The organism is Pseudoalteromonas sp. T1lg22 (genome assembly GCF_002964645.1).
GTDB lineage: Bacteria > Pseudomonadota > Gammaproteobacteria > Enterobacterales > Alteromonadaceae > Pseudoalteromonas.
Window position 1 is genome coordinate 75,712 of sequence record NZ_PQBY01000010.1, and the last position, 23,107, is coordinate 98,818.

Here is a 23,107-nt window from a genome sequence, read left to right on the forward strand (position 1 = left end):
TAAACGTGGACACGACAAAAACGACCCATTGGGTCGTTTTCCTGACTATGGGAGAAACTCAAGGATTATGGATGTATAAACAGTAATTTCGGTGGAAGGATGAACGTCAGCTCTTCGCTCATAGCAGTCACTATCCAAGCAACAAGCTCTCATCTATGGCGCGAAAATAACTGGCGGCATTAATTAACGATGCGGCGGTGAGCTTTTCGCAGCTATACACTTCCACACGCTTGTTTTTTTCGTCCCGTAACTTTTTCGCCAGCAGGTCAAAATCGCCATCGCCGGAGAGTAAAATGGTGGTGTCGGTTTGGCTACCATATTCAATGGCGTCCAGGGTAATGCCCACATCCCAATCCCCTTTCGCCGAGCCATCGGCGCGTTGAATAAAAGGCTTAAGCTTGACCTCAAAGCCGATGGCACGAAGGATATTTTGGAATTCCCGCTGCTTGTTATCGCCCCTGTCGATGGCGTAGGCGATGGCCTTTTCAATGCGATATTGACCGCTGACTTCACGCCAAAAAGCGTTGTAATCGAAGTTGCGTGCAAAGGTTTCGCGACAGGTATAATAAATATTTTGCACATCGACAAAAATTGCGGCGCTGGGCAGTTCGGTGCTCATACTTTGAGTCCTTGTTATTTTAACCGTTTTGCCCAATTCCCCCTATGGTGAATCTGGCATTGTTGTTCGCTGTCGTAGACTAACTGTTTGGTCTTATTAATCGGGCTCAGCCCTATCACTTTAAGAGCCTTAACTAGCTCGTCTTCAACTAACGCTCGGGTATCGCTTGCTAAATATGCCTCTAACTCATCGTCCGTGGTAAAAACAAAGGTGAGTGTGAAGCTCTTTTGCGGGCTTTTCCAGTCTATTTTATGAGTTAACCAGCAAAAGCCGGCAATGGCTTTACAATGATCGTCACAAATTTCGGTGAGTAGGTCACGCAATTGTTTATCGCGCTTTTTCTCCGTTTTAGTCACATCGGGCTCTAAATAATAAAAACGCCGCCCAAAAGGGCGGCGTATCAAAGAGAGAATGGCAAGTAATTATTTACTCTCTAGCAACTTACCTGTGCCAATTTCAATTTTGCGCGGTTTCAACGCTTCTGGAATTTCGCGCTGCAGGTCAATCACCAGCAGGCCATTTTCCAAACTTGCGGCCAACACTTTGACATGGTCGCCCAGCTGGAACTTACGCTCGAAGTTGCGCTCAGCAATCCCTTGGTGGATAAACTTGCGCTCTTCTGTCGATTCTTTAGCGGCCTTTGTTCCGGTAACCTTGAGCGTGTTATTCTCCGACTCAATGGTCAGCTCGCTTTCGCTGAAACCGGCTACGGCCATGGTAATTCTGTACTGATCTTTACCCAGTGCCTCTATGTTATACGGCGGGTAACTTGGTTGTTTATCGGTGCGTGCCGCTGCATCCATAAGTGATGCCAGGTGATCAAAACCGATAAATGAACGATATAGTGGAGAAAGGTCTACTGTACGCATAATAATATCCTTAATTTAAGCAATATTTGGCGGTTGTTTTTCTGCTGAACAAACAACCTTTATATATAAATATCAATAACTTTGTTTTGGTTGGGACCCTTTATGGCGTCCTCATAATCAGATGTATGGACGCCATATATATTTTCAAGATAATAATTTCACATTTTTCTTAAAAAAGCCGGTCTACAATATGTATCAATTTGAAACTAAAGAATTTTTATGAAGAAGTTTTTTTTCCAACTTGTGCTGATGGCGGTGGTATTTTTCGCGGTGAGCGCCTATCAGGAGCGTAACCTCTTGTCTGCCGACCACAGCCCGGCGCCTTATTTTTCCCTGCCGCAATTACACAGCGATACCCGCTTTAGTATTAAGGAACTGCAAGGGCAAAAAACCCTGGTATATTTTTTCGCCCCCTGGTGCTCTGTGTGCAAGTTGTCTATGCCGAATTTACAAAAAGCCATGGACAAGGGCGATGTTCACGCCATCGCCATTGCCCTGGACTATCAATCCAAGACGCAGGTACAAGAATTTGTCGATGATTTACAGCTGACAATGCCTATACTTTTAGGTAGCGAATACACCGCACAGCAATATAAAATATCCGCCTTTCCAACCTATTACGTGATTGATGAGTCTTTATTGATCAGTGCACGGGCAATGGGTTACTCCACTGAGTTGGGTATTAAATTAAGAGGTAGATCAGATGATTAAAATGCTTTGCGCCGCCATGGGCCTGGCCCTGTGTGGCCCCCTGTTCGCCGCAGAGTTACCGGCACTCCCGGAACCTGTCAGTAATAATGCTGTGGCCAAGGTGGACACAGATCAAGGCAGTTATTTCCTCAGCTTTATGGGTCTTGGGGCGGGTAAAACGCACCTGGATATCCATAACAAGGTGTGGGCATTAAAACTTGGCAGCAATGCCTGGCACACTAAAGCGCCCGTTCCGGCCTCAACCCAGCTTACCGGACGCCTTGCAGCCACCGCCGTGGGTGTAGGTAAATACGCCTATGTGTTTGGTGGTTATACAGTGGCTGCCGATAATACCGAGCTATCTGTACCGGATGCCTACCGCTATGACGTGGAAAAAGACCAGTATCAGCGCTTGGCCAACATGCCGGTGCCGGTAGACGACAGCGTCGCCCTTAATTACAACGACCAATACATCTATCTGATCAGCGGCTGGCACAACGACGGCAATGTCAATCTAGTGCAGGTTTACGATATCGCCAAAGACAGCTGGTCTCAGGCCTCACCCTTCCTTGGCGATGCGGTATTTGGCCATGCTGGGGCCATTAAAGATAACCTGATGATCATTTGTGACGGGGTTAAAACCGTGGCCTTTGCCGATAAGCACCGTGGTTTTGCCGCCAAGGCCCAGTGCCTTAAAGGGGTTATCGACCCACAAGACCCACGCGAGATCTCATGGCACAGCCTGACTCATCCAACCGGCAAAGCACACTACCGCATGGCGGCGGGCACCATTAATGGCAACCTGGTATTTATTGGCGGCTCACCCAATCCCTACAACTATAATGGCATAGGGTATAATGGCAAACCCAGCTCGCCCTCGAGCCAGGTATGGCGCTTTGATATTCCCAGCAATCGCTGGCAACGCATGGAGCACGCCCAAAAGGCAACCATGGATCACCGAGGCCTGCTTGCCCATGAAGGCACCGCGTACCGCATCGGCGGCATTGGCGAGAAACAAAAGGTGTTAGACCAGATCACACCGTATCGATTTAAATTTTAGGAGTAAAACCATGGCCAAAGCCTGTGCCTATCACATTCTAGTGAAGAGCAAAGAAGAGTGTTTAGCAATTAAAGCCAAACTGGATAAAGGCGGCGACTTTAATAAGCTTGCGAAGCAATACTCAACCTGCCCGTCGAAAAAACGCGGTGGCGATCTCGGCGAATTTGAACGCGGCACCATGGTCAAGGCTTTTGACGATGTGGTCTTTAAAAAGCCGCTTTTTGAGGTGCACGGCCCGGTAAAAACCAAGTTTGGTTATCACCTGATTAAAACCGTTTATCGCACTTAATCGCTTTTAGCGAACGGATAAATCGTTTTTTGGCATTTTACCTGAGCCCTTAAGCTCGTTACACTGCACCTCGTACCTTAAAAGAAGCACTGGAGAGATTATGTTAACTGTTATTTTTGGTCGAGATGGTTGTCCTTTTTGCGTGCGTGCAAAAGATGTCGCCAGTCAACTAGCCGAGCAACGTGATGATTTTAAATTCCGCTATGTGGATATCATTAAAGAAGGGATCAGCAAGGCAGATCTGGAGAAATCAGCCGGAAAACCTTGTGAAACCGTGCCGCAAATTTTTATCGGCCAAGAGCATATCGGTGGCTTTACAGAATTTGAAGCCTACGCCAAGGCAAACTTGGGTCTGTATCAAGAATAACAGCTGCCCTAAAGCGCCGCTCACCCAAGCGGCGTTTTCATTTGTTCATAAAACAAACTAAAAATTAAAAAAACAAGCGTAGCCCGAAACAAATCAATAAACACCTCATTTTCAGCATTTTTATCCTGCCATTTCTACTTTGGGCAAGGACTAAAAAACTCTTTATTCGCTAACAGAAAACCCTTTATTTATGCCGTTTACACAGGTTTCCTAAAATACACCTGATTAAATTTCATACAAAACCAATCACATAGGAAATAGTTTCAATTTATACAAGCAATTACTGCTTCATTCCTGTACAATGCGCGCTCTTTGAATTCCTGAGGCGTTTTAATGTCAGAACCAGTCACCTTTGAGTCGTTGAACCTTTCTCCTGCTATCTTAAAAGCAGTGGAACAGTTGGGTTATGAGACTCCTTCCGAGATCCAAACTCAATGTATTCCCCTTTTACTCGACAAAAAGGATGTCTTGGGAATGGCGCAAACAGGTACAGGTAAAACTGCTGCCTTTGCTTTGCCTTTATTGAACAACATTGATGCCGATGCTAAGCATCCGCAGATCCTTGTACTTACCCCCACTCGTGAGCTTGCTATCCAGGTAGCGGAAGCGTTCGAGCAATATGCAAAATTTACTAGGGGCGTAGAAGTCCTAGCACTTTACGGTGGCCAGAGCTACGGTATCCAGCTAAGTGCATTGCGTCGCGGCGCACAAATCATAGTCGCGACCCCTGGTCGTCTATTGGATCACATCAGCCGTAAGTCTATCGACCTATCTCGTCTTAGCGCACTTGTGCTGGACGAAGCAGATGAAATGCTGCGCATGGGCTTTATCGACGATGTAGAAAGCATCATGGCGCAAACGCCAGAAGACAAGCAAACCTGTTTGTTCTCTGCGACTATGCCAAAACAAATTCAGTCTATCTGTAAAACCTACCTGCAAGACGCCGAGCAAGTGCGCATCACGCCACGTAACAGCACGGTATCGACCATAGAACAGGTTTACTGGCAAGCCCGCGTACACAAGAACAACGCTATCGTGCGTTTCTTGGAAGCGGAAACGTTTGACGCCGCTATCGTATTCGTACGTACCCGTAATGACACGGTACAGCTGGCAGAACTACTAGAGCGTGAAGGTTTCTCGGCGGCACCGCTTAACGGCGACATGAACCAGCAAGCCCGTGAGCGCACAGTAGACCGTCTGAAGAGCGGCTTACTTGATATCGTTATTGCTACCGACGTAGCGGCCCGTGGCCTTGATGTTGAACGCATCAGTCTGGTTGTGAACTACGATATCCCACAAGACAGTGAAGCCTATGTACACCGTATCGGTCGTACCGGTCGTGCTGGTCGCCAAGGTAAGGCCATCTTGTTTGTTAAGGGTAACGAGCGTTATCTGCTTAAAAACATTATACGCCACACCAAGAGCGACATCGCAGAAGTACAGCTACCAAGTGCTAAAATGGTTGAGCAAAAGCGTATCGACGCCCTTGAAACCAAGATTGCGGCAGCCCTTGAGCACAAAGACAGCGAGTTCTTTGCCCAGGTTGCCAGTTCAATCGGTAACAAGCTGCAACTTAGCCAAGGTGACCTTGCCGCAGCCCTGCTATGCCTAGCGCAACAGCAGACGCCATTGAAAGTGGAAGAGATCAAAGCGAAGGAACGTCCAGAGCGCGGTGAGCGCAACGACCGAAATGAGCGCCGTAACGAACGCGGTGATCGAGGTGAGCGTCGTCGCGACGATAACCGTCGTGATGGCGATAAGCCACGCCGTGAGCGTCGTGACTCAAACACACCTATGGATACCTACCGTATCGAAGTAGGCCGTGAGCACGGTGTACAGGTTAAAAACATCGTTGGCGCTATTGCTAATGAAGCTGACATCTCTAGCAAGTACATTGGCGACATTCGCTTGTTTGATGCTCACAGTACCGTTGAGCTACCTCAAGGCATGCCGGCTGAGAAAGTGGCACACTTCCAGAAGGTATACATCTGTAAGCGCCCAATGAAGCTAACATTGAGCCCTTCTGAAGCGAATGCGCCACGTGAGCCACGTGAGCAACGTGATTCACGTCCACCACGTGACCGCAATGATCGTAATGAACGCAGTGAAGGCAAGAAGCGCAGCTTCCGTGACCCTAATGCGAAAAGCAAAGCTCCGCGTAAAGAGCGCCGCGCTGTAAGCTTTCAGTAATTGCACTCGCAATAGTTAAAAAAACCGCCTAAGGGCGGTTTTTTATTGTCTAGTTATTACGTATCCAGCCAACACTGAAGACATATCGAGTGCCTTCCTCTACCTCTGTGACTTCATGAGCATGCATATCGGGGCGAAACAGTTTAATGCGCTTACTGGCATAGATGGGCTGCTCGCAGACGAACTCACCGCCTTTCCCCGCGGCTTTAATAACGATATTAAGGCGATAGTGGCGGCCGGACTCTACCTTGTCTGTATGGCGCTTGATAAAGCTACCTTGCTTAAAGCGCAACAGGTAACAATCAAACTTAATCGGCCAATAGGCACCGGCCAAAAACATTTTATCGTACCCAGATAATTGGCGGCCCATTTGCCATCGCAACCAACCCATAAGCTTACCTTGTTCACATAAACGGACTATATCTTGCTGTTTATCAGCGAGTTTGGCAAATATCCAGGCACAAAAAAACCGCGCCTAAGCGCGGTTTTTCAAACTAGGGTGAAACCTTATAGGTCGCCTTCGTTTTCAGATAGGAACTTAGCAACACCTTCAGGGCTTGCGTCCATACCTTTTTTACCTTCAGTCCAACCAGCAGGACATACTTCGCCGTGCTCGCTGTGGAATGCTAGTGCGTCAACCATGCGTAGCATCTCGTCGATGTTACGGCCTAGAGGTAGGTCGTTAACTACCTGGTGACGTACAGTGCCTTCTTCGTCGATTAGGAAAGAACCACGGAAAGCAACGCCCGCTTCTGGGTGCTCAACGTCGTATGCTTGACAGATTTCGTGCTTAACGTCAGCAACTAGAGCGTATTTAACTTGACCGATACCGCCGTCTGCAACAGCAGTGTTACGCCATGCATTGTGTGAGAATTGTGAATCGATAGACACACCAATTACTTCAACGCCACGCTTTTGGAATTCTTCATAACGCTTGTCGAAAGCGATTAGCTCTGAAGGACAAACGAAAGTGAAATCAAGTGGGTAGAAAAAGATAACTGCTTTCTTGCCTTTGATTGTCTCGTGTAGGTTGTAGCCATCTACGATTTCGCCATTACCTAGCACTGCTGCAGCTGTAAAGTCTGGTGCCTTGCGGCCTACTAATACACCCATTTTATTCTCCAAAATAGTTTGAGTTTATCGTACTTTGCGACTGAGACGATGACTTCGCCCCGTCTGTATTTCTTCCTGCACATAGATATAGTGGCGGGCTGTTGAAAAACAACCCCGACTATAAAAATACATGCATTTATATTCTGAGCGCTATGTTACTGAGCTAGGGCGCAAAAGAACAATCGCATTTAACGATAGCAGCTATCGAAAAAAGTGATTGTTAAATTTTTAAGTGAGCAGAGACAAAAAGGCCCGCAATAGCGGGCCAATTATTAATCCATAATATTTTCGGGCATATCGCCACGAATTTCCTGCCAGATTTGACCACTTTGATGACCATAGCGACGCATCAAGGAAATAGCACCGTCGTGATCTTGCTTCTCAGCCAGCTCAGCCAAGTCCGAGTAGAACTGACGTGCTAACTCACGAGTACGAGGATCAGAGAAATAGTGGCAACCTATCTTGGAGTAAAAACCTCTAAAGCCATTGAGGATCAACACATAAATTTTGTTGTTGCCGGCACTGGCCAGATGGTGGTGTACCAAATAATCATAATCAGCAAAAGCCTGAGCCGTGTCTTCAACGCCATCGCGCTCGGCAACAATTTCCTTAACGCGCTCTGGGTCTATTTTAATCGCTGCACGCATATAGATGGCGCTGATGTTAGTGCGGGCAGAAAGTAACTGATCGGTCAGCTCCGGCATTTTATCTTCATCAAGGCGCGCCAGCGTCTCAAGAATGTTCAGGCCCGATGTTTCCCAAAAGTTATTTACTCGCGTTGGCTTACCATGCTGAATGGTTAACCAACCGTCTCGAGCAAGACGTTGTAATACTTCACGCAGTGTCGTGCGAGTCACGCCGATGAGTTCCGATAGCTCGCGCTCGGCAGGAAGAATAGAGCCTGGTGGAAACTCCCCATTCCAGATGGACTCAACTATATATTCCTCAGCAAATCCAGCTGGGCTTTTCGCTTTAAAAATTCTCATCTAAGGTCCACTTCAACACGGTTTATTTCATTTTAGTTATTCCACTGATTGTACCAGATGATCAGCAACTAACAAGAAAACTTCACTGTAAAGCACGCCTCGTATAGCCGGCAATTACACAAGACAATAATAAAGTATCAGCTTTCGAGTGCCATTGACCTAAACTTGCATAGACCTAGGTGCAGGGGCATAATCTCCAAAATAAAATTAATAAGAGAATCTCATGAGCTGGTTAAGTAGCATCTCGCGCACACGCGCTCCTTGGTTGTTGTTGGCACTGATTGCCTTTTTATTCGAGGCAACGGCCCTTTATTTTCAATACGCCATGGATTTAGCTCCATGCATCATGTGTATCTACCAACGTACCGCCGTGTTAGGCGTGTTATTGGCCGGCCTTATTGGCGCCATCAACCCTGCTAATCTGTGGCTGCGCCTGAGCGGCTTAGCAACTTGGCTGGTTGCCAGCATTTGGGGTCTGCTTTTGGCCCGCGAGCACATAATGATGCAAACCACCACAGACCCTTTTGCCTTCGTTTGTGAATTTGAGCCTAATTTCCCTGTGCCCTTGCATGAATGGATCCCTGGATTTTTCGCTGCAACCGGTGACTGTGGCAACATAGACTGGCAGTTTTTAGGTCTGTCTATGCCGGGTTGGATGCAGGTTATTTTTGCAGCCCTTGCTGCGGCAGCGGTTATCGTGACCTGTGCGAGCTTGTTCTTTAAGCCAAACAAGCCATGATTTATTTTTTAGCCAGCCAGATCCCCGGCCTGCAATCCTTTAGCCACCGTCAGCGTTTGCAACTGGTGGCTGAGGCGTTGGAAATGTTAAGTGCCCAGGAACGTATCCTGCTCAATATTATTAAACTGCTGCTGATCACGCCGCTGTTTTTATTGTTGGTGCGCTTTGAGGGGTGGAGCATGCTGCCCTGGTTATTGATCGCCGGTCTTGCCTACCCCATTTTGGTGCTGCCGGTGCGCCACTACTTTGCCTGCCGTCACCTGGAGCAGGCGATTGCAGAACATAATAAAGGCAGCTAACGCTGCCTTTATATTATGCCAATTACAACGACACCTTTTCCTTGAGCTCAGCCATTAGCCGCTCGCCTATCCCTGGCACATCATCCAATTGCTCAATACTCTTAAAGCCACCGTTTTTATCGCGATAATCGATAATTGCCTTGGCTTTCGCCGGGCCAATACCGGGCAAGGTCTGCAATTGCTCGGCCGTGGCCTGGTTTAAGCTGACCTTAGCATGGCTTGAGGCTTCGCTTTTACTGGGCTCGGCTGGCGCTGCAATAACCGGGGCTGTGGTGGCAAGTAAGAGTGTAGTGGCAAGAACGCCGATAATGGCGCTTGCAGAGGTGTTAAGTAGTTTCATACTTCTCTCCTTAAAGTGATGAATCTTCCATTGGTACTACCGTTATTAAATAAAGAAGACGAGACAGGGCTTGTCAACCTAAAGGCTTATGAACGCGAGCACTAAGCCTCTCACTCGCTCACAAGTTAAGTAAAAAGCGTAAAAACACCTTGACCTTAGCTGCTTGCCACCCTAATCTAACTGTATAAAAAAACAGTATAGTTAGGAGATCCCATGGCTGTTGTCGTTAAGTACGTAGTTGAAAGAAATGGAGTCGAGCGCATGACCTTTACCAGTAAGAAAGAAGCCGATGCTTATGACAAAATGCTCGATATTGCCGAAAGCCTTGAAGGTCTGTTGGCAAATGCCGATGTGCCCTTAAGTGAACAACAGGTAGAAGGCCTGGCACTGCAAATCGCTAAACAAAAAGATGAATTTATGCAGGTGTTAAAAGGCGCGAAACCAAGCGAAAATAAAGCAGAAAAAAAGCCAAAAGCGCAAAATAAAGACAGCCAGGAAAATGTCACCGAACTGAAAGCCAAAGAAGCCTAAGTAAAAAAAGAAAAGCCAGCAAATGCTGGCTTTTTTGCTTCGCTCTAAGCGAAAGTTATTTCGTTACTTCGGCTACGGCGTCGGCGAAGTAATCGATATTGGCGTGGCTGATACCGGCTACGTTAACGCGGCTCGAACCAACGATGTAAATCGAATACTCTTTTTGTAGACGCTCGATCTGCTCTTTATTAATACCTAAGAAAGAGAACATACCGTGCTGGCGCTCAATAAATGAGAAGTCCATGCCGTGGCATTTGTCGTTTAGCTTCTCTTTTAGCAATGAACGGAATTCATTGATGCGTGAACGCATTTCATCCAGTTCATCGTGCCACATAGTAGTAAGCTCAGAACTAGATAGAATAGTGCTAACAATGTCCGCACCATGCGCCGGAGGCATAGAGTAAATGCTGCGCACTACACTCAATAGTACCGAGTTAGATACATCGGCAGCGCTGGCATCTTTAGAGATGATAGAACAGGCGCCGATACGGTCACGGTAAAGACCAAAGTTCTTCGAACATGAAGAACAGATGATCAACTCTTCAACCTGTGAAGCAAGCAGGCGTAGGCCAGCAGCATCTTCGTCCAGGCTAGTACCAAAACCCTGATAAGCGATATCGATAAGCACGGTAAAGCCTTGTGCTTTAGCGATGTCGGTTACGGTTTGCCATTGCTCGGCGTTCAAATCCATACCGCTTGGGTTATGACAACAAGCGTGAAGCAATACCACATCACCTGCTGGGATCTGACTTAAGGCATTAACCATTTCGTCGAACAATAAACCCTTATTTTCATAGTCGTAGTAAGGGTATTCTTTTACCGTCAGACCGGCAGCTTCAAACAGGCTGATATGGTTAGCCCAGGTCGGAGTTGTCACCCAAACAGTGGCATCTTCATTACAACGCTTAATAAACTCAGCGGCTACGCGAAGTGAACCTGTACCGCCTGGAGTTTGTGCCGTGCGTACACGGTTTGCCAGCAAAGCAGGGTGTGCATCGCCTAGCAACAATTCTTCCATTTTCTGACAATAATCCAGGTTACCGGCCAATCCGATATAAGACTTGCTGGTCTCATTGGCTAAGCGAAACTCTTCCGCTTTTTTTACCGCTTTTAGCACAGGGGTATTACCCTGCTCGTCTTTATAAACACCGACACCTAAGTCGATTTTATTGGCATTGGTGTCAGCCTTAAACGCAGCCATCAACCCAAGAATGGGATCCGTCGGTAATGGTTTTAATTGTGAGAACATGGGACTCTCTTTTTATTTATCTCAGGGTTAGCAGTACCCGGCCACATTAGGCTGGCAGATGCGCGACAATTTCTTTGCTTGCGGCGACCAACAAGGCTATGCGTTCGGGGGTAAAAAAATCTGTGCTGAATGCTTCTGCATCTATGATGCCCACTACTTTACCCTTCTGCGAATAAAGCGGCAAGCAGCTTTCCGCCTTCACTTTAGGATCACATGTATAGTATTCGCCACCGCTGGCAACATAGTCTTCCACATTGTTGATAATTCTGGCCTTTCCAGAGCTTACAACCTGCACATTATTACTGGTGGCGGCAAACTCAGGGGTAATGGGAAACAAGGGACGACTGGGGGCGCCGTGATACGCCAGCTTTAGCAACTGCGACTGACCATGGATATCACGGGACTGATAAATACCGAACCAATCGACGCCGCTTTGTTGTACGACAAAATCGACTATCCCCTGCAACTTGGCAAGCTGTGCCTCGGCATCAATATCAAGATGTTCCCGCAGGCTAAAGGGCTCTTCCTGTAAATGACCAAACAAGCTGCATGCGCCACCCTCACCCAGCTCTGGAATAAGGTATTGCCATTGCACCTGGGCACTTGTATTCGCCAAATATTCTTGTAATAAAGCTTGATACTGCAGGGTCTGCGACTCATCCGCCTCAATTTGTGCCCACTCGTTATATAAAATCATTTAGCCATCCAAACATCCAAAACTTTGAAAGGATGCTAGCACAGAGGCAAAAGCACAGGCAATAGCAAAATGAAATGGGATCGGGGCCGCTGCGACTGCTTACCTAGATCTCATAAGCCTCTGATTATCTACCCGCTTGAAGTGCAGTTATCAGCACTATTTTGGCAAGACGCAGAGCCCAGTTATGATAAGCTAACAGCCTGTTTAGGTCGGAGGTACTGATGAGCGACAATAACCTAGTGTATTCAACTGAAACGGGCCGTATTAAGGCACCCGTTGAGAAAGAGCAAGCCGACGTTAAGTTGTTTAAAGACGGGGCGCTGCGCATAGAGCGACAAACCAAAGGTCGTAAAGGCAAAGGGGTGATGCTGGTTGTGGGAATTGATCCGCAGGAGCATGATCTGAAGAAGCTGGCCAAGCTGTTAAAGTCAAAAATGGGCCAAGGCGGCGCCGTTAAAGATGGCGTTATCGAAATCCAGGGAGATGACCGCGACAAGCTAAAGGGCTTGCTTGAGGCACAGGGCTTTAAGGTAAAAATTGCTGGCGGCTAAAGCCGGAGATTCGCAGTTATTACGGACTATGCTATTGCGGGCTATACAAGGCCCGCCAATGGCCACGTAGCGTCTGTGGGTCATAATCTATCTGAGCTACACCACAGGTTGGGAAGATAGGCATCTTATCCGGACACAACTCGGCCACCATATAGCTGACTATGGGCATATGGGCGACCACCAGCCAGCAATCAATTTCATCATGCACAGCTATCAAGGCGCTGAGGTAATCAACGGCGCGTTTGGCATCGGCACTAGGAGTCACCTCTTCGCTGTCTTCACTGTAAATAAAGTTACGACAATGCCCCTTCACCTGCATCGCGGTTTGCTGTGCCCGTACATAGGGACTGACAATTAACCCTTGTGGATTAAAGCGTTGCGCCAGCCATTGACCAACATGATCCGCCTGCGCCAACCCCTTATCGGTTAACTCACGCAAATTATCTTGTCCCTGCACTGCCTGCGCATCCCCATGACGCATGATTAAAACTGTTTTCATTTCTGTTAAATCAACTAATTAGAGAAAAAGTTTTGCCGCAAAAGCTAGCCATTAAGGCGCGATATTCGCTATAGTTTAGCTTTACCACCCGATATTCAGGTAGGCACTTCGCCGTAACCGCTGGCCCTGAACATCTTGTAACTTTTCTAGTTTCAGGAGCAATAATTGAATATCAGCCGCAATGATAACAGACTCTACCAAGCGCTAACACTGCCCAATGGTCTTAGGGTTTTGTTAGTCGCCGACAGTGATAGTCAAAAAGCGGCCGCCGCGCTTACCGTTAACGCCGGGCATTTTGATGACCCCTGGCACCGTCAGGGCCTCGCCCATTTTGTTGAGCACCTGCTTTTTCTCGGCACCGACAAATACCCCGAAGCCGGTGAATTTCACGACTTTATCAGCCGCCATGGAGGCAGCAGCAATGCCTGGACCGGCACCGAGCACAGCTGCTATTACTTCGACATCACCAAGCAATTTTTTCAACCGGCTCTGGAGCGTTTTAGCCAGCTGTTTATCGCGCCGCTGTTCAATGACGGGGAAATAGACAAAGAGCGCAACGCCATCGATGCCGAATTTAAACTCAAGATTAAGGACGATGGCCGTCGTATCTATCAGGCGCACAAGGAAACGGTGAATCCAAAGCATCCCTTTGCCAAGTTTTCGGTGGGCAGTCTCGATACCCTGAGCGATGCTCACGGCCCGATAAAGCAAGAGCTGGAAACCTTCTTTGCCGAGCACTACCAGGCCCAGTGGATGACCTTGGTGCTGTGTGGTCCATACACTCTGGCGCAATTAAAGGCCTGGGCCGAGCACCTTTTCGCGGATATCAACAGCAATGCAACCGCTAAGCCGGATATTGCAGAGCCTCTGTATCGCCCGCAAGATCTGGGGCTGGAGCTGCATATTGAGCCCCATAAGCATTTGCAAAAGCTGATCATCAGCTTCGCTATGCCAAGCATAGATAAGTTTTATAAGCACAAAACGGTCAGCTTTCTTGCCCATTTACTCGGCTATGAAGGCGAAGGATCCTTGCATTCTCTGCTAAAAAATCAGGGCTGGATCAATGCCCTGTCTGCCGGTGGTGGTATTAACGGCAGCAACTTTAAAGACTTTAATATCAGCTTGGCGCTGACCGATGACGGCATCGAGTATTATCAGGATATAGTCGAGATGGTGTTTGCCTATATCGCCCTTATCCGCCAAAACGCCGAACAATTACATGCCCTGTATCGGGATAAGCAAACGCTGTTGCAAATCGCCTTCGATAATCAGGAAAAGGCTCGGTTACTGGATTGGGTCAGCGGTTTGAGCGTGAATATGCACCATTACCCCAGCGAGCATTATCTTAACGGCGACTATTTGATGGCCGGTTATGAGCCCCAGCAGTTTGCTAAGGTGCTCGACTGGTTGAGCCCGAAGAATATGCGCTTGGTGTTGATCCACCCGGGCGTAAGCAGCGATCAAACCACACAATGGTACAACACCCCTTATTACACCAAGGCGTTGGAGCCTCAGTGGCTCGACGCCCTGGCCGCCATAGACACGCCGCTGGGCACCATGTCGCTGCCCGAGGTAAATCCTTATTTGCAGCGCCCTTGCGTGCTTCATGAGCTGGAATCCCCCGGTGCCACCCCGGAAAAACTGGCTTCACATCCGGGCTTTAATTTCTGGTTTAAACAAGACGCCACCTATCGCGTTGCCAAGGGTCATTTTTACCTCGCCATAGATTCCCATTTGGCGGTCAAAGATGTGCAACATATGGCCCTGACCCGCTTATTTGCGGATCTCTTTATCGACTGCGTGGCTGAGCAGTTTTACCCCGCCGAACTGGCGGGCCTGAACTACCATTTATCGTCGCACCAGGGCGGTTTAACATTACATACTGCGGGCCTGTCTTCGAGCCAGCTTGAGTTGGCGCAGGGGCTCTTGGATGCCCTCTTTAATGCAGATATTTGTGCCAAGCGCTATGCCGAATACAAGAAGCAATTGGTACGCCACTGGCAATCGAGTAATCAAAACAAACCTGTAAGCGAGATTTTCAGCCGCATCGGCGCCGAGATCATGCCTTGGAATCCAACCCCGGAGGCCTTAGCACAGGCACTGAAAAGCACCAGTTATTTGCAGTTTAAGCAATTCCGTCAGGAGTTTTTTGCCGCCGTGCATATTGAAGCCTTTTTACATGGCAATTGGCGACCCGCCGATGCTTACGACTTTTTACGCTTGATCCAGACACATCTGGAACAAAGAGCCAATATCGAGGCCATTAACCGCCCCCTTGCGGAGATCACCTCTGTAATCCAGCAACAGCTTAGTTTGCCCAGTAACGACCATGCCATGGTGATCTATTATCAGGCCGCCACGCACGATATTGAAGAGAAGGTGCTGATGATGGTGGTCAATCACCTCCTTAATCAGCCTTACTTTAATGCCCTGCGCACCGAGCAGCAGCTTGGCTATTTGGTTGGCGCCGGTTATGCACCTTTTAATTCCCGCGCAGGCCTGGCATTTTATGTGCAGTCGCCCAATGTCTCGGGAAAGGAGCTCTTGGCGCACCATAATCAGTTTATTAGCCAGTACTGCCAGCAGGTGGCGCAAATGGATGAGCAAACCTGGGAGCACAGTAAACAAAGTCTGTATCGCCAAATTGCCGAGAAAGATAAAAACCTGCGCCTGCGCTCACAGCGCTTTTGGCTGGCGATCAGTAACCCGGGGGTTGATTTTACTTTGCAGGCCAACCTGTTGAACACTTTAGAAAATATAGAGTTTGAGCAGGTACTGCAGTATCTTAACGCGCTGTTTGCGCCACAACGAGCACGGATGGAATGGTTGAGTGATCCCCAAGGCTCAACGCAGGCTTAAACCTGCCCCCCAACCCAAGGAACAAGTTATGTGTACCAGATGTAGCTGGGTGGATCTCAGCAAAGAAGATTATGTGGCCTACCATGATAATGAATGGGGCGTGCCCATTTATGACGACCAACAATTGTTTGAGTTTTTAACTCTGGAGTCGGCCCAGGCCGGACTGAGCTGGTACACCATTTTAAAAAAGCGCGACAACTACCGCCGTGCCTTCGCCAACTTTGATGTACACAAGGTGGCCGCCTTTAACGACCAGGACGTCGCCCGCCTGCTCGACGATGCAGGGATCGTCCGCAATAAACTCAAGATCAACGCCACCATTAATAACGCCCAGCGGTTTTATCGAAGTGCAAAAGGAATTTGGCAGCTTTAGCGCCTATCAATGGCAGTTTGTCGATAACAAGCCCAGGGTGAACTCGATTCGGTCGCGTGAGGATTATGTCGCCACCAGCGAACAATCCGATGCCTTTGCCAAGGATCTAAAAAAGCGCGGTTTTAAGTTCTTAGGGTCAACGACCGTGTACGCCCATATGCAAGACTCTAGACCACCATTTGCAAGTGGTGCTAAACTAGCCAAAATAATGCTTGGCAGAAACCATAATGACACTCGCAGTTTCCTACCTCAGATTCAGTTCTAGCAAACAACGTCTTGGGACATCTGAAGAGCGACAAGAAGAACTACTGATAAAGTATCTAAAGAAAAACCCGCATATAAGCCTACACTCAAAATCATTCAAAGACCTTGGTCTAAGTGCTTATCATAGTAAACAGATGGAAGGTGACCTAGGAGCATTCCTAGAAGCCGTTCAGAAAGGTGAGTTTCCCGAAGGTACGCTTCTTATTGTGGAAGCTATAGATAGACTAGGACGCTCTGAAGCATCCGAGATGCTAAACGTACTAACGGGTATTATCCGAGCTGGGATAGAGATAGTCACTCTTGAGGACAATATGACCTATAACCGTGAATCTCTTAACGGTGGCGGTATTTACATTCTCGTTGGTAAGGTACAAGCAGCCCACCAATACAGTGAAAGATTATCTACAAGGATAATTGCTAGTTGGGATTCCAAGAGGAAGAAGGCTAAAGAACATGGTATTAGACCAATATTTTCGCATCCATTTTGGTTAGATAAGAAAGGAGACTTAAAAGAAGAATACCAACCACTATTGGAAAGGATGTTCAAAGACTACCTAAGCGGCCTAGGTCAAACATTGATAGCAGAACGCCTAAGAGGTGATTCATCAGGACTACTTCCAAAAATTAATGCAAAGACAGTAAAGAAAACCTTAGCCAATCCACTTGTAATAGGTTTGTGGGAAGGTGCAGAGGTTTACCCCGTTGCTATCCCCAAGACCTTATTCTATAGGGTGCAAGGTGAACTAACTAAACGCTCAAAGAAACCAAAGGTTGAACCGAGGTCACTATTCTTCTCTGGTATAGCTAAATGTGAGTGTGGTTCCAACCTCTCGTTTCCTACTGACTATCAAAAGGGATATACGAGCAGCAGATGCAATACACGCTCTAGAAAAAAAGAAGCTTGCGGCAACAATAGAAGCATTGCTTATAAGGTTTTTGAATACGTCCATGAGCAAAACAGCTTTCATTGGGAATGGATGTTAAGACAACACAGGCAAGACAATAACGATGAAGCAGAGTTACAAGCTTTAGATGGCGAGATAGCCTTAGTGAAAAGTAAGTTAAAAAACATAGAAAAAGCTCTTGAACGTGTTGTAACAGATGGTCTACTAGATTCACTAGAATCCTTTCAAAAGGATTTGGATTCACTGGAAGGTAAGCGACTATTACTGGAAGGAGGCAGCTCATTCACTGTTGACTTCATCACCGATGAGGAAGAACCACTACTTGCCGATGAAGAATTATTAAGAGCTTCCCTAATAAAGTGTGGATATAAAATTGTATGTGACTCCAAAGGGATAGTGACCGTATACACAAACTTTTGCGGGACTGATGGAATCGAATCAACATATAAAGTACTAAAAGGATTTAAGAAAAATGGCGCGGCGGCTTATAAAACTAGAATCGAAGATACATGGAGTAGAGCTTGCTTTTGGTTATAGTCCTAGCCCCCAGAAGCCCCTCAAAGCGATTGTAAGGGGCTTTAGCAACCCAACCCACACCAACCTATAAACCACCAACAAAAAACCCTTACAGAAGCTCCCAGACACCACCAACACTTCCTGTAAGCGATTCTAAGAAGCTTTAACACCAAAACCCATAACAACTACCAATAAAAAGTTAAAACCCCTCACAGAGCGTTACAGGGGCTTCTGAGCTTATTTATGGCTGGTGGGTGTGGTTGATGGGTTTAAGCTCGTTATGTTTTCCACATCTTTAAATGGATTCTTTCAAATACTACGAGCAAACAGACAAACTAATAGCGTAGAGGTACTAGGTTTACTAGGTTTTCTTGGAAAACTGAGGAGAATGTAAAACAATGAGGAACAAGGCAAATTAATAGTGTGGTATCGAGATGTACAACGGGTGAGCCTAGTATACATGAGCAGCTAACGGGGATATTAGAATGCCACTCCATAGCACATAACTATACTGATGTCCATAGCTGTAAGAATTATTTTCAAACTAAATTCCTTTATGGAACAACCACTTAGCAAAACAGGAGAAAATAAACCTTGACTTTTTAGGAAAAGTGTGGTAATATAATAGTATTATAAAGTTTACTTAAAAGGTTGGTTGGAGTTACTGTAACAGTTTATTGAGGAGATTGTTACAGGTTATTAGGGATAACCTTTAGTAAATCATCTTTAGTAAAAGAAAAACTTATAACACCTTTTGTAAAGCATTTCTTAGTGTGCACTTCGAAGGGTTCATAACCATTTTTACAAATGGGAATCACATCTATTTTAAGGTAGGTTGTCAGGAAGGTTTGATTTTATAAAGCACTTACAAGAAATTTTATAAAATCCTTATTAAATATCTCTAGTAAACAAACCTTCTTACCACAAGTGAATAGAGGTATGGTGATTAGAATCTCTTACAGATTTACTCAAGAGATTAGCCAAGATACTTCAAGGTTCTTACAAATTACACTGGCTAGATATTGAGTAATACCTTAAACAATCTATCCAGTTCAATACTACCATAGATAAATCATCGGTGATTCCACCTATCGCCAACTTCAAAAGAATTTCATAAGGGACGTTCTCCCCTTGCCGTATGTGGTCGAGCACCTAATGACAGGCTCGTATAGACCACTGCTTTATCCATAGACCCTCCAGCCTTCTTAGCTCCCTCTTGTGCTAAGGGGCTGTTGCGTCTCCTTACATCCAAACAAGAGGATTATATCATGAAACTATCAGAATCAGATTTCAAAAAATTGCTAACTATTGCCCAAAGCCCCAAAAGACGCTTTACCAAAGAAACTGTACAAGCTCGGTTTGAGCGTTCAAAAGTGTTGTACCAGAAGAATATTGAATCACATGGCGTACTCGGTGCTGTGAAACACTTCATCTTCTACAACAACAAATATGAAGTTATCCAAACACTTGAAAGATTACTTAAGGAAGGTTGGAAAGAATACGGTAGCCCGCATAGCTTTTACCAGTTCAAAGTCGATACCCGCACCAATGCCGTAGAGTTCTGGATGACTAAATCAGAGTCACTTCAAGAGGAAGACCTTAAAACCTTACGAGATGAGGCTGAAGCAGAGTTGAGGGTGGAGATTGATTCCCACAATCAAGCTCGTGAAGAAGCCATAAAAGCCCTAGCCTTACACACTAAAGCCGTTCAAGCTGAGAAAGATAAGGAAGTTGAGCTACTCAATCAGATTCAAGAATTAGCAGAGGGTTTGTAAATGCTGGATAGACAATCTTTAATTAACAGGGTTGGAAACCAGCTCAAGGCCAACACTTCACACCATCACGGTGATTCATCTAACAAGGTTACTGAAATTCTATCAAAGAGAGCTTCTGAGATGTCTTCAGAGGATAAGCATAAAGACCTTGTAAAGCGCATCTCAACCCATCACAAGCCAGTCAACCCAACCACGAGTGACGCTGACACTTTACTGCTTAAGAAGAAGCTTTACTTCAAAGATGAAACTCTCACTTTTCACTTTACTTCTAAAGGTGGAAATAAGATGGAAGCATACTTTCCAGCAGCACTACTAATGGAAGATATGGAAGCTATCAAAGCGACTAGGCTTTACCGTAAGACTGTGAATTATTGTAAGAACGAAACCAAGCTACTGGAGCAACTGGAAATAAAACGAGCTGAGCTAATAAGCAAACTCCCATTCTAACAACCAAGAGACGCTAGAAATGATACTCCAAAACCATTTTAGCCATTTTAAAAAGCCCCCTTCCAAGGTTGATGGTTAGGGGCTTTTTTGTGTCTGAAATAAGCTATCTGAGAAGCTCTCAGGACTTCTGTAGGCGCTTAACTGTACTGACAGATATATCTAGCTCCTTAGCGACTCCTGCGATGCTCATAGACTTTCTCAGTTGAATCACCTCACCCCTTAAAGACTCGTTACTAGGCCTACCTAATTTCTTACCTTCGGACTTGGCTCTTTTCAAACCATCTATAGTGCGCTCTTTAATTCTATTCTTTTCGAACTCTGCAAATGCCGAGAATAGCTGTAGCATCAATTTACCTTCACTAGATGATAAATCCCTTACAGGCAAGTCCAGTGAAACCAGCTTGATTCCCTTACTCACAAATAACTCCACCACCTGCTGAACATCAATGTTATCTCTGCCCAGCCTGTCCAAGCGCTGAACCACAACAGTATCACCCTCTTCCAGCGTGTGAGTGACCATAGCTTTAAACGCTTCACGCTCCATAGCGTTAACCCCACCACTAACAACCTCAGTGATAACTCTGTTAGCGGGAACGCTATACCCAGCCCTTTGGATGGCCTCTAATTGGTTTTCAACTGTAAGTTCACTTGTAGATACACGGGCGTAGATGAAGGTTCTTGATGGCATGGCTGCAATTCTCTTGGTTCAATAAAGTAGGTTCATAATAGGTGGCTAGCTCAAAAATTGCAACCCTATATTTTGAACCAGAAGATAAGAACCTTTACCTAGGCTCATTTAACGGGCGTTATTGAACCAAACAAAAAGACCGAGTGATTAACCCTCTCAGGGATTTTAAAATTGCTACGGGATATTCAAGGGGTAGCTATTGGGAGCTAAGTACCTCTGAACATGTTCTAGGGGATTTTGAAATTTTAAAAAGAAATAAAGAGGAAAGGCTCCAGCGGCTTAGCACCTAGATACATAAATTTAGGCATTTTTGGAAGTTGCACAATATAAAATAACACCACCACTTTCATTCGTCTAAAAAAAGCTGATATTGTCGACAAGTTAACTAGATGAACATGATTTATAAAGCACCTAGTGAGTTGAAGTCATTTAAGTTATGAGCATGAAACATGAGCACACCATTCAAAGAAAACATACGAGAAGCCATAAAGAGCATTAACATGGACTACTCCCGAGCAACCCACTTGCCGAAAAGCCAAGAAGAGTTCGAGAAGATACTCGATAAGCAACTGGAAAAGGTAATTGAGGATGTAATGAGGCAAGCCTACACCTCCATTGAATACAATAACTATAAAAGCCAAGATGATTTCATAGGTAGCGCTAAAGGAATGTGTATGGAGAAAGGGTTAAACAGTTTTGGGAGAGGAACCCGAATGGAAGTCATTTTAAACACATACAACACCATGCACGCTCACCACAAAGATATAACGAATGAGATTAAACAGATGGTTAAACATGATTGGTACGATAAAGTGCGGTTTTTGTTTTTCAGAATTCTGACAACGGCTGGTGTGGCTGGAACCGCCATAGGTGTAGCAATATTTGCTCATAGCTTAGGCTATGAAACAGCTTTGATAAAAAAGACCAGCCCTGAAGCAGTTTCAGCAAAAGCTATAGATGCCAAGGAATTAACACCTAACTTAACCATTAAGCAACAAGCCAAAGGCAAGGCTTTAGAAGAAGTTACCAGCACGAACGGCAATAACTAGAAATGACTACACAATCTGAGAAAATCTATAAATTTTATCCTTATCGTGACTTTGACCTAGATGCCTTAGCTGGCTCATACCTTTGGTTTAGCTCAATAGAGGATTTCAATGACCCTTTTGAAGGGATGTACCTAGAGCAGATGGCCTTTAAAACACCTGAGGACATTTCAAATGATGACCTTTTGATTTTTCATCAGAAAGGACTTCTAGGGACTGGTTTCAGTGAGCAAGAAGCTATAGACAAGGTTAGTGAGTATTCTTATCTTTTAACGAATCAAATAACCGAGGGGCAGCTACTAGAAGAAAAGCGCATTTTTAGAGATGCCATGGTTGAAGCCATTAACAGAACCGTTAGCGATGTTAAGAGTCGCCGCTTCTGCTGCTTCATCAGAGATAATGAGAACAAGAGAGCCCTTGAAAATAAGCTAATGTGGAGCCACTACGCAAACGGTTTGCGAGGCTTTGCTTTGGAGTTTGATGATAAGCAACTCGCTCAATCTTTGGAAGAAGAAAACTCTCAGACAATCCTTAAGGATGAAATTAGATATCGTGAACTTGAAGCGGTAGATATCCTAAGTAGCGCCATGAGCAACCAATCAACTGCCATAATGTATCGGACATCATGCTAACCAAAAGCCCTGAATGGGAATACGAGCAAGAGGTGCGCATGGTTACATCAGAAGCGAGGGTTACTTACAACCCCAATGCAATTAAATCAATTATTGTTGGCCAAAAAATGCCATACGCCAAACTGGTTACTCTTTTGGCCGTTGTTAAGTCTCACGGATTATACGAGAAGGTAAAGGTGGCAAGAATCGACCCAAGCACATTTAGACTCAGAGTGGCAGATTTCGATATATCGCTATTCAGGAGTGAGTAAAACAAGACAACCTCCTTGTTGTCACTAGTTGCTACTTGGTGCGTTTTATAGTTTCAACAATAGCAGTGGCTTTTCTTTTACGAGCCTTCTCTACTGGAATAAATTGACCTGTTTTAGCGTCACGACCTACCTTAAACTTAACAGTCTTTGCCATTAGAATTTCCCCTTTAATATTTAATGGTTACATTTAGCGCACTAACAAAACCCCTTAGTACATAAATAAAAGTAGTAGACAAATTAAACATGTGCAAATATACAGGCTG

General features: G+C 45.8%; 27 protein-coding genes and 1 pseudogene. 16 read left to right on the plus strand and 12 right to left on the minus strand.

The window, feature by feature from the left end; genetic code table 11:
* Window positions 1-130: 130 nt before the first annotated feature.
* From C2M24_RS06145 to C2M24_RS06155, 3 genes are all read right to left on the minus strand, one after another.
* Window positions 131-619 carry a LabA-like NYN domain-containing protein gene (locus C2M24_RS06145; protein WP_199775695.1) on the minus strand — a complete coding sequence of 163 codons (489 nt, stop codon included), beginning with the start codon at window positions 617-619 and terminating at the stop codon, window positions 131-133.
* Between the two features lie 14 nt (window positions 620-633).
* Complete coding sequence (locus C2M24_RS06150) at window positions 634-975, minus strand: Fis family transcriptional regulator (RefSeq protein ID WP_105213667.1); 342 nt, start codon at window positions 973-975, stop codon at window positions 634-636.
* A gap of 66 nt (window positions 976-1,041) precedes the next feature.
* The gene (locus tag C2M24_RS06155) at window positions 1,042-1,488 is read right to left on the minus strand and encodes an Hsp20 family protein (protein WP_105200687.1); all 447 of its coding nucleotides are present in this window, start codon (window positions 1,486-1,488) and stop codon (window positions 1,042-1,044) included.
* A gap of 219 nt (window positions 1,489-1,707) precedes the next feature.
* On the opposite strand from C2M24_RS06155, the gene C2M24_RS06160 reads away from it, so the two are divergent.
* The 5 genes from C2M24_RS06160 to C2M24_RS06180 all read left to right on the plus strand — a co-directional run bounded on the left by C2M24_RS06160 (window position 1,708) and on the right by C2M24_RS06180 (window position 6,084).
* On the plus strand, window positions 1,708-2,199 hold the full coding sequence (locus C2M24_RS06160) for a TlpA family protein disulfide reductase (RefSeq protein ID WP_105200688.1): 492 nt from the start codon (window positions 1,708-1,710) through the stop codon (window positions 2,197-2,199).
* Window positions 2,192-3,238, plus strand: coding sequence for a Kelch repeat-containing protein (locus C2M24_RS06165; RefSeq protein ID WP_233997959.1), 1,047 nt, complete (start codon window positions 2,192-2,194; stop codon window positions 3,236-3,238). Before C2M24_RS06160 ends, C2M24_RS06165 begins: the two co-directional genes overlap by 8 nt.
* A 10-nt stretch (window positions 3,239-3,248) precedes the next feature.
* A complete protein-coding gene (locus C2M24_RS06170) occupies window positions 3,249-3,527 on the plus strand; it encodes a peptidylprolyl isomerase (protein WP_105200689.1) in 279 nt (92 codons plus the stop codon).
* A 100-nt stretch (window positions 3,528-3,627) separates the two neighbouring features.
* The gene (locus tag C2M24_RS06175) at window positions 3,628-3,894 is read left to right on the plus strand and encodes a GrxA family glutaredoxin (protein ID WP_105200690.1); all 267 of its coding nucleotides are present in this window, start codon (window positions 3,628-3,630) and stop codon (window positions 3,892-3,894) included.
* Window positions 3,895-4,227: 333 nt separating this feature from the next.
* Window positions 4,228-6,084, plus strand: coding sequence for a DEAD/DEAH box helicase (locus C2M24_RS06180; RefSeq protein WP_105213668.1), 1,857 nt, complete (start codon window positions 4,228-4,230; stop codon window positions 6,082-6,084).
* Between the two features lie 49 nt (window positions 6,085-6,133).
* On the opposite strand, the gene C2M24_RS06185 is transcribed toward C2M24_RS06180, so the two are convergent.
* The 3 genes from C2M24_RS06185 to fadR form a co-directional block, all read right to left on the minus strand.
* Complete coding sequence (locus C2M24_RS06185) at window positions 6,134-6,475, minus strand: 2OG-Fe(II) oxygenase (RefSeq protein WP_105213669.1); 342 nt, start codon at window positions 6,473-6,475, stop codon at window positions 6,134-6,136.
* A gap of 116 nt (window positions 6,476-6,591) precedes the next feature.
* A complete protein-coding gene (locus C2M24_RS06190) occupies window positions 6,592-7,197 on the minus strand; it encodes a peroxiredoxin (RefSeq protein WP_105200693.1) in 606 nt (201 codons plus the stop codon).
* A 272-nt stretch (window positions 7,198-7,469) separates the two neighbouring features.
* Window positions 7,470-8,183 carry a fatty acid metabolism transcriptional regulator FadR gene (fadR, locus tag C2M24_RS06195; RefSeq protein WP_105200694.1) on the minus strand — a complete coding sequence of 238 codons (714 nt, stop codon included), beginning with the start codon at window positions 8,181-8,183 and terminating at the stop codon, window positions 7,470-7,472.
* Window positions 8,184-8,406: 223 nt separating this feature from the next.
* Between fadR and dsbB the strand changes: the two genes are divergently transcribed.
* Both dsbB and C2M24_RS06205 read left to right on the plus strand, forming a co-directional pair.
* The gene (gene dsbB, locus C2M24_RS06200; RefSeq protein WP_105200695.1) at window positions 8,407-8,922 is read left to right on the plus strand and encodes a disulfide bond formation protein DsbB; all 516 of its coding nucleotides are present in this window, start codon (window positions 8,407-8,409) and stop codon (window positions 8,920-8,922) included.
* Window positions 8,919-9,221 carry a DUF6170 family protein gene (locus tag C2M24_RS06205; RefSeq protein WP_233999505.1) on the plus strand — a complete coding sequence of 101 codons (303 nt, stop codon included), beginning with the start codon at window positions 8,919-8,921 and terminating at the stop codon, window positions 9,219-9,221. The genes dsbB and C2M24_RS06205 overlap by 4 nt, the downstream gene beginning before the upstream one ends.
* Before the next feature lie 22 nt (window positions 9,222-9,243).
* On the opposite strand, the gene C2M24_RS06210 is transcribed toward C2M24_RS06205, so the two are convergent.
* Window positions 9,244-9,561, minus strand: a complete 318-nt coding sequence (locus tag C2M24_RS06210) for a ComEA family DNA-binding protein (RefSeq protein WP_105200696.1) — start codon at window positions 9,559-9,561, stop codon at window positions 9,244-9,246.
* Between the two features lie 213 nt (window positions 9,562-9,774).
* On the opposite strand from C2M24_RS06210, the gene C2M24_RS06215 reads away from it, so the two are divergent.
* Window positions 9,775-10,092, plus strand: coding sequence for a YebG family protein (locus C2M24_RS06215; protein ID WP_105213670.1), 318 nt, complete (start codon window positions 9,775-9,777; stop codon window positions 10,090-10,092).
* Between the two features lie 55 nt (window positions 10,093-10,147).
* On the opposite strand, the gene C2M24_RS06220 is transcribed toward C2M24_RS06215, so the two are convergent.
* Window positions 10,148-11,341 (minus strand): amino acid aminotransferase, encoded by a 1,194-nt coding sequence (locus C2M24_RS06220; protein WP_105200698.1) that lies wholly within the window; start codon window positions 11,339-11,341, stop codon window positions 10,148-10,150.
* A gap of 46 nt (window positions 11,342-11,387) precedes the next feature.
* Window positions 11,388-12,038, minus strand: coding sequence for a GAF domain-containing protein (locus C2M24_RS06225; protein ID WP_105213671.1), 651 nt, complete (start codon window positions 12,036-12,038; stop codon window positions 11,388-11,390).
* A gap of 221 nt (window positions 12,039-12,259) precedes the next feature.
* Here C2M24_RS06225 and C2M24_RS06230 point away from each other — a divergent pair, with 221 nt between their 5' ends.
* Window positions 12,260-12,589 carry a stress response translation initiation inhibitor YciH gene (locus C2M24_RS06230; protein WP_105200700.1) on the plus strand — a complete coding sequence of 110 codons (330 nt, stop codon included), beginning with the start codon at window positions 12,260-12,262 and terminating at the stop codon, window positions 12,587-12,589.
* Between the two features lie 31 nt (window positions 12,590-12,620).
* Here the strand turns inward: C2M24_RS06230 and sixA are convergent, their stop codons facing one another.
* Complete coding sequence (sixA, locus tag C2M24_RS06235; RefSeq protein ID WP_105213672.1) at window positions 12,621-13,088, minus strand: phosphohistidine phosphatase SixA; 468 nt, start codon at window positions 13,086-13,088, stop codon at window positions 12,621-12,623.
* 165 nt (window positions 13,089-13,253) lie between these two features.
* Between sixA and C2M24_RS06240 the strand changes: the two genes are divergently transcribed.
* From C2M24_RS06240 to C2M24_RS06260, 5 genes and pseudogenes are all read left to right on the plus strand, one after another.
* The gene (locus C2M24_RS06240; RefSeq protein ID WP_105213673.1) at window positions 13,254-15,947 is read left to right on the plus strand and encodes an insulinase family protein; all 2,694 of its coding nucleotides are present in this window, start codon (window positions 13,254-13,256) and stop codon (window positions 15,945-15,947) included.
* Between the two features lie 28 nt (window positions 15,948-15,975).
* A pseudogene (locus tag C2M24_RS06245) lies at window positions 15,976-16,483 on the plus strand (DNA-3-methyladenine glycosylase I); the annotation flags it as partial.
* A 64-nt stretch (window positions 16,484-16,547) separates the two neighbouring features.
* Entirely contained in the window at window positions 16,548-18,026 is a 1,479-nt protein-coding gene (locus tag C2M24_RS06250; RefSeq protein ID WP_105213674.1) for a recombinase family protein, read from the plus strand.
* A 1,247-nt stretch (window positions 18,027-19,273) separates the two neighbouring features.
* On the plus strand, window positions 19,274-19,780 hold the full coding sequence (locus tag C2M24_RS06255) for a hypothetical protein (RefSeq protein ID WP_105213675.1): 507 nt from the start codon (window positions 19,274-19,276) through the stop codon (window positions 19,778-19,780).
* On the plus strand, window positions 19,781-20,227 hold the full coding sequence (locus tag C2M24_RS06260; RefSeq protein WP_105213676.1) for a hypothetical protein: 447 nt from the start codon (window positions 19,781-19,783) through the stop codon (window positions 20,225-20,227).
* Between the two features lie 118 nt (window positions 20,228-20,345).
* Here C2M24_RS06260 and C2M24_RS06265 read toward each other — a convergent pair whose 3' ends face one another.
* On the minus strand, window positions 20,346-20,915 hold the full coding sequence (locus C2M24_RS06265) for a recombinase family protein (RefSeq protein WP_105213677.1): 570 nt from the start codon (window positions 20,913-20,915) through the stop codon (window positions 20,346-20,348).
* 449 nt (window positions 20,916-21,364) lie between these two features.
* Between C2M24_RS06265 and C2M24_RS06270 the strand changes: the two genes are divergently transcribed.
* Window positions 21,365-21,964, plus strand: coding sequence for a hypothetical protein (locus C2M24_RS06270; protein WP_105213678.1), 600 nt, complete (start codon window positions 21,365-21,367; stop codon window positions 21,962-21,964).
* 2 nt (window positions 21,965-21,966) lie between these two features.
* Window positions 21,967-22,593, plus strand: coding sequence for a DUF2971 domain-containing protein (locus C2M24_RS06275; RefSeq protein WP_105213679.1), 627 nt, complete (start codon window positions 21,967-21,969; stop codon window positions 22,591-22,593).
* A gap of 282 nt (window positions 22,594-22,875) precedes the next feature.
* On the opposite strand, the gene C2M24_RS16225 is transcribed toward C2M24_RS06275, so the two are convergent.
* Window positions 22,876-22,998: a hypothetical protein gene (locus C2M24_RS16225; protein WP_267894372.1), complete on the minus strand. Its 123-nt coding sequence runs from the start codon at window positions 22,996-22,998 to the stop codon at window positions 22,876-22,878.
* Window positions 22,999-23,107: the final 109 nt, after the last annotated feature.

What these genes read in the sequence shown, in the direction of transcription:
- C2M24_RS06180 (WP_105213668.1), top strand. Translation starts at nt 4,228, where the DNA reads ATGTCAGAACCAGTCACCTTTGAGTCGTTGAACCTTTCTCCTGCTATC.
- C2M24_RS06185 (WP_105213669.1), bottom strand. Translation starts at nt 6,475, where the DNA reads ATGGGTTGGTTGCGATGGCAAATGGGCCGCCAATTATCTGGGTACGAT.
- C2M24_RS06205 (WP_233999505.1), top strand. Translation starts at nt 8,919, where the DNA reads ATGATTTATTTTTTAGCCAGCCAGATCCCCGGCCTGCAATCCTTTAGC.
- C2M24_RS06215 (WP_105213670.1), top strand. Translation starts at nt 9,775, where the DNA reads ATGGCTGTTGTCGTTAAGTACGTAGTTGAAAGAAATGGAGTCGAGCGC.
- fadR (WP_105200694.1), bottom strand. Translation starts at nt 8,183, where the DNA reads ATGAGAATTTTTAAAGCGAAAAGCCCAGCTGGATTTGCTGAGGAATAT.
- dsbB (WP_105200695.1), top strand. Translation starts at nt 8,407, where the DNA reads ATGAGCTGGTTAAGTAGCATCTCGCGCACACGCGCTCCTTGGTTGTTG.
- C2M24_RS06155 (WP_105200687.1), bottom strand. Translation starts at nt 1,488, where the DNA reads ATGCGTACAGTAGACCTTTCTCCACTATATCGTTCATTTATCGGTTTT.
- C2M24_RS06190 (WP_105200693.1), bottom strand. Translation starts at nt 7,197, where the DNA reads ATGGGTGTATTAGTAGGCCGCAAGGCACCAGACTTTACAGCTGCAGCA.
- C2M24_RS06145 (WP_199775695.1), bottom strand. Translation starts at nt 619, where the DNA reads ATGAGCACCGAACTGCCCAGCGCCGCAATTTTTGTCGATGTGCAAAAT.
- C2M24_RS06270 (WP_105213678.1), top strand. Translation starts at nt 21,365, where the DNA reads ATGAGCACACCATTCAAAGAAAACATACGAGAAGCCATAAAGAGCATT.
- C2M24_RS06160 (WP_105200688.1), top strand. Translation starts at nt 1,708, where the DNA reads ATGAAGAAGTTTTTTTTCCAACTTGTGCTGATGGCGGTGGTATTTTTC.
- C2M24_RS06220 (WP_105200698.1), bottom strand. Translation starts at nt 11,341, where the DNA reads ATGTTCTCACAATTAAAACCATTACCGACGGATCCCATTCTTGGGTTG.
- C2M24_RS06175 (WP_105200690.1), top strand. Translation starts at nt 3,628, where the DNA reads ATGTTAACTGTTATTTTTGGTCGAGATGGTTGTCCTTTTTGCGTGCGT.
- C2M24_RS16225 (WP_267894372.1), bottom strand. Translation starts at nt 22,998, where the DNA reads ATGGCAAAGACTGTTAAGTTTAAGGTAGGTCGTGACGCTAAAACAGGT.
- C2M24_RS06275 (WP_105213679.1), top strand. Translation starts at nt 21,967, where the DNA reads ATGACTACACAATCTGAGAAAATCTATAAATTTTATCCTTATCGTGAC.
- C2M24_RS06225 (WP_105213671.1), bottom strand. Translation starts at nt 12,038, where the DNA reads ATGATTTTATATAACGAGTGGGCACAAATTGAGGCGGATGAGTCGCAG.
- C2M24_RS06170 (WP_105200689.1), top strand. Translation starts at nt 3,249, where the DNA reads ATGGCCAAAGCCTGTGCCTATCACATTCTAGTGAAGAGCAAAGAAGAG.
- C2M24_RS06210 (WP_105200696.1), bottom strand. Translation starts at nt 9,561, where the DNA reads ATGAAACTACTTAACACCTCTGCAAGCGCCATTATCGGCGTTCTTGCC.
- sixA (WP_105213672.1), bottom strand. Translation starts at nt 13,088, where the DNA reads ATGAAAACAGTTTTAATCATGCGTCATGGGGATGCGCAGGCAGTGCAG.
- C2M24_RS06260 (WP_105213676.1), top strand. Translation starts at nt 19,781, where the DNA reads ATGCTGGATAGACAATCTTTAATTAACAGGGTTGGAAACCAGCTCAAG.
- C2M24_RS06230 (WP_105200700.1), top strand. Translation starts at nt 12,260, where the DNA reads ATGAGCGACAATAACCTAGTGTATTCAACTGAAACGGGCCGTATTAAG.
- C2M24_RS06255 (WP_105213675.1), top strand. Translation starts at nt 19,274, where the DNA reads ATGAAACTATCAGAATCAGATTTCAAAAAATTGCTAACTATTGCCCAA.
- C2M24_RS06265 (WP_105213677.1), bottom strand. Translation starts at nt 20,915, where the DNA reads ATGCCATCAAGAACCTTCATCTACGCCCGTGTATCTACAAGTGAACTT.
- C2M24_RS06165 (WP_233997959.1), top strand. Translation starts at nt 2,192, where the DNA reads ATGATTAAAATGCTTTGCGCCGCCATGGGCCTGGCCCTGTGTGGCCCC.
- C2M24_RS06250 (WP_105213674.1), top strand. Translation starts at nt 16,548, where the DNA reads ATGACACTCGCAGTTTCCTACCTCAGATTCAGTTCTAGCAAACAACGT.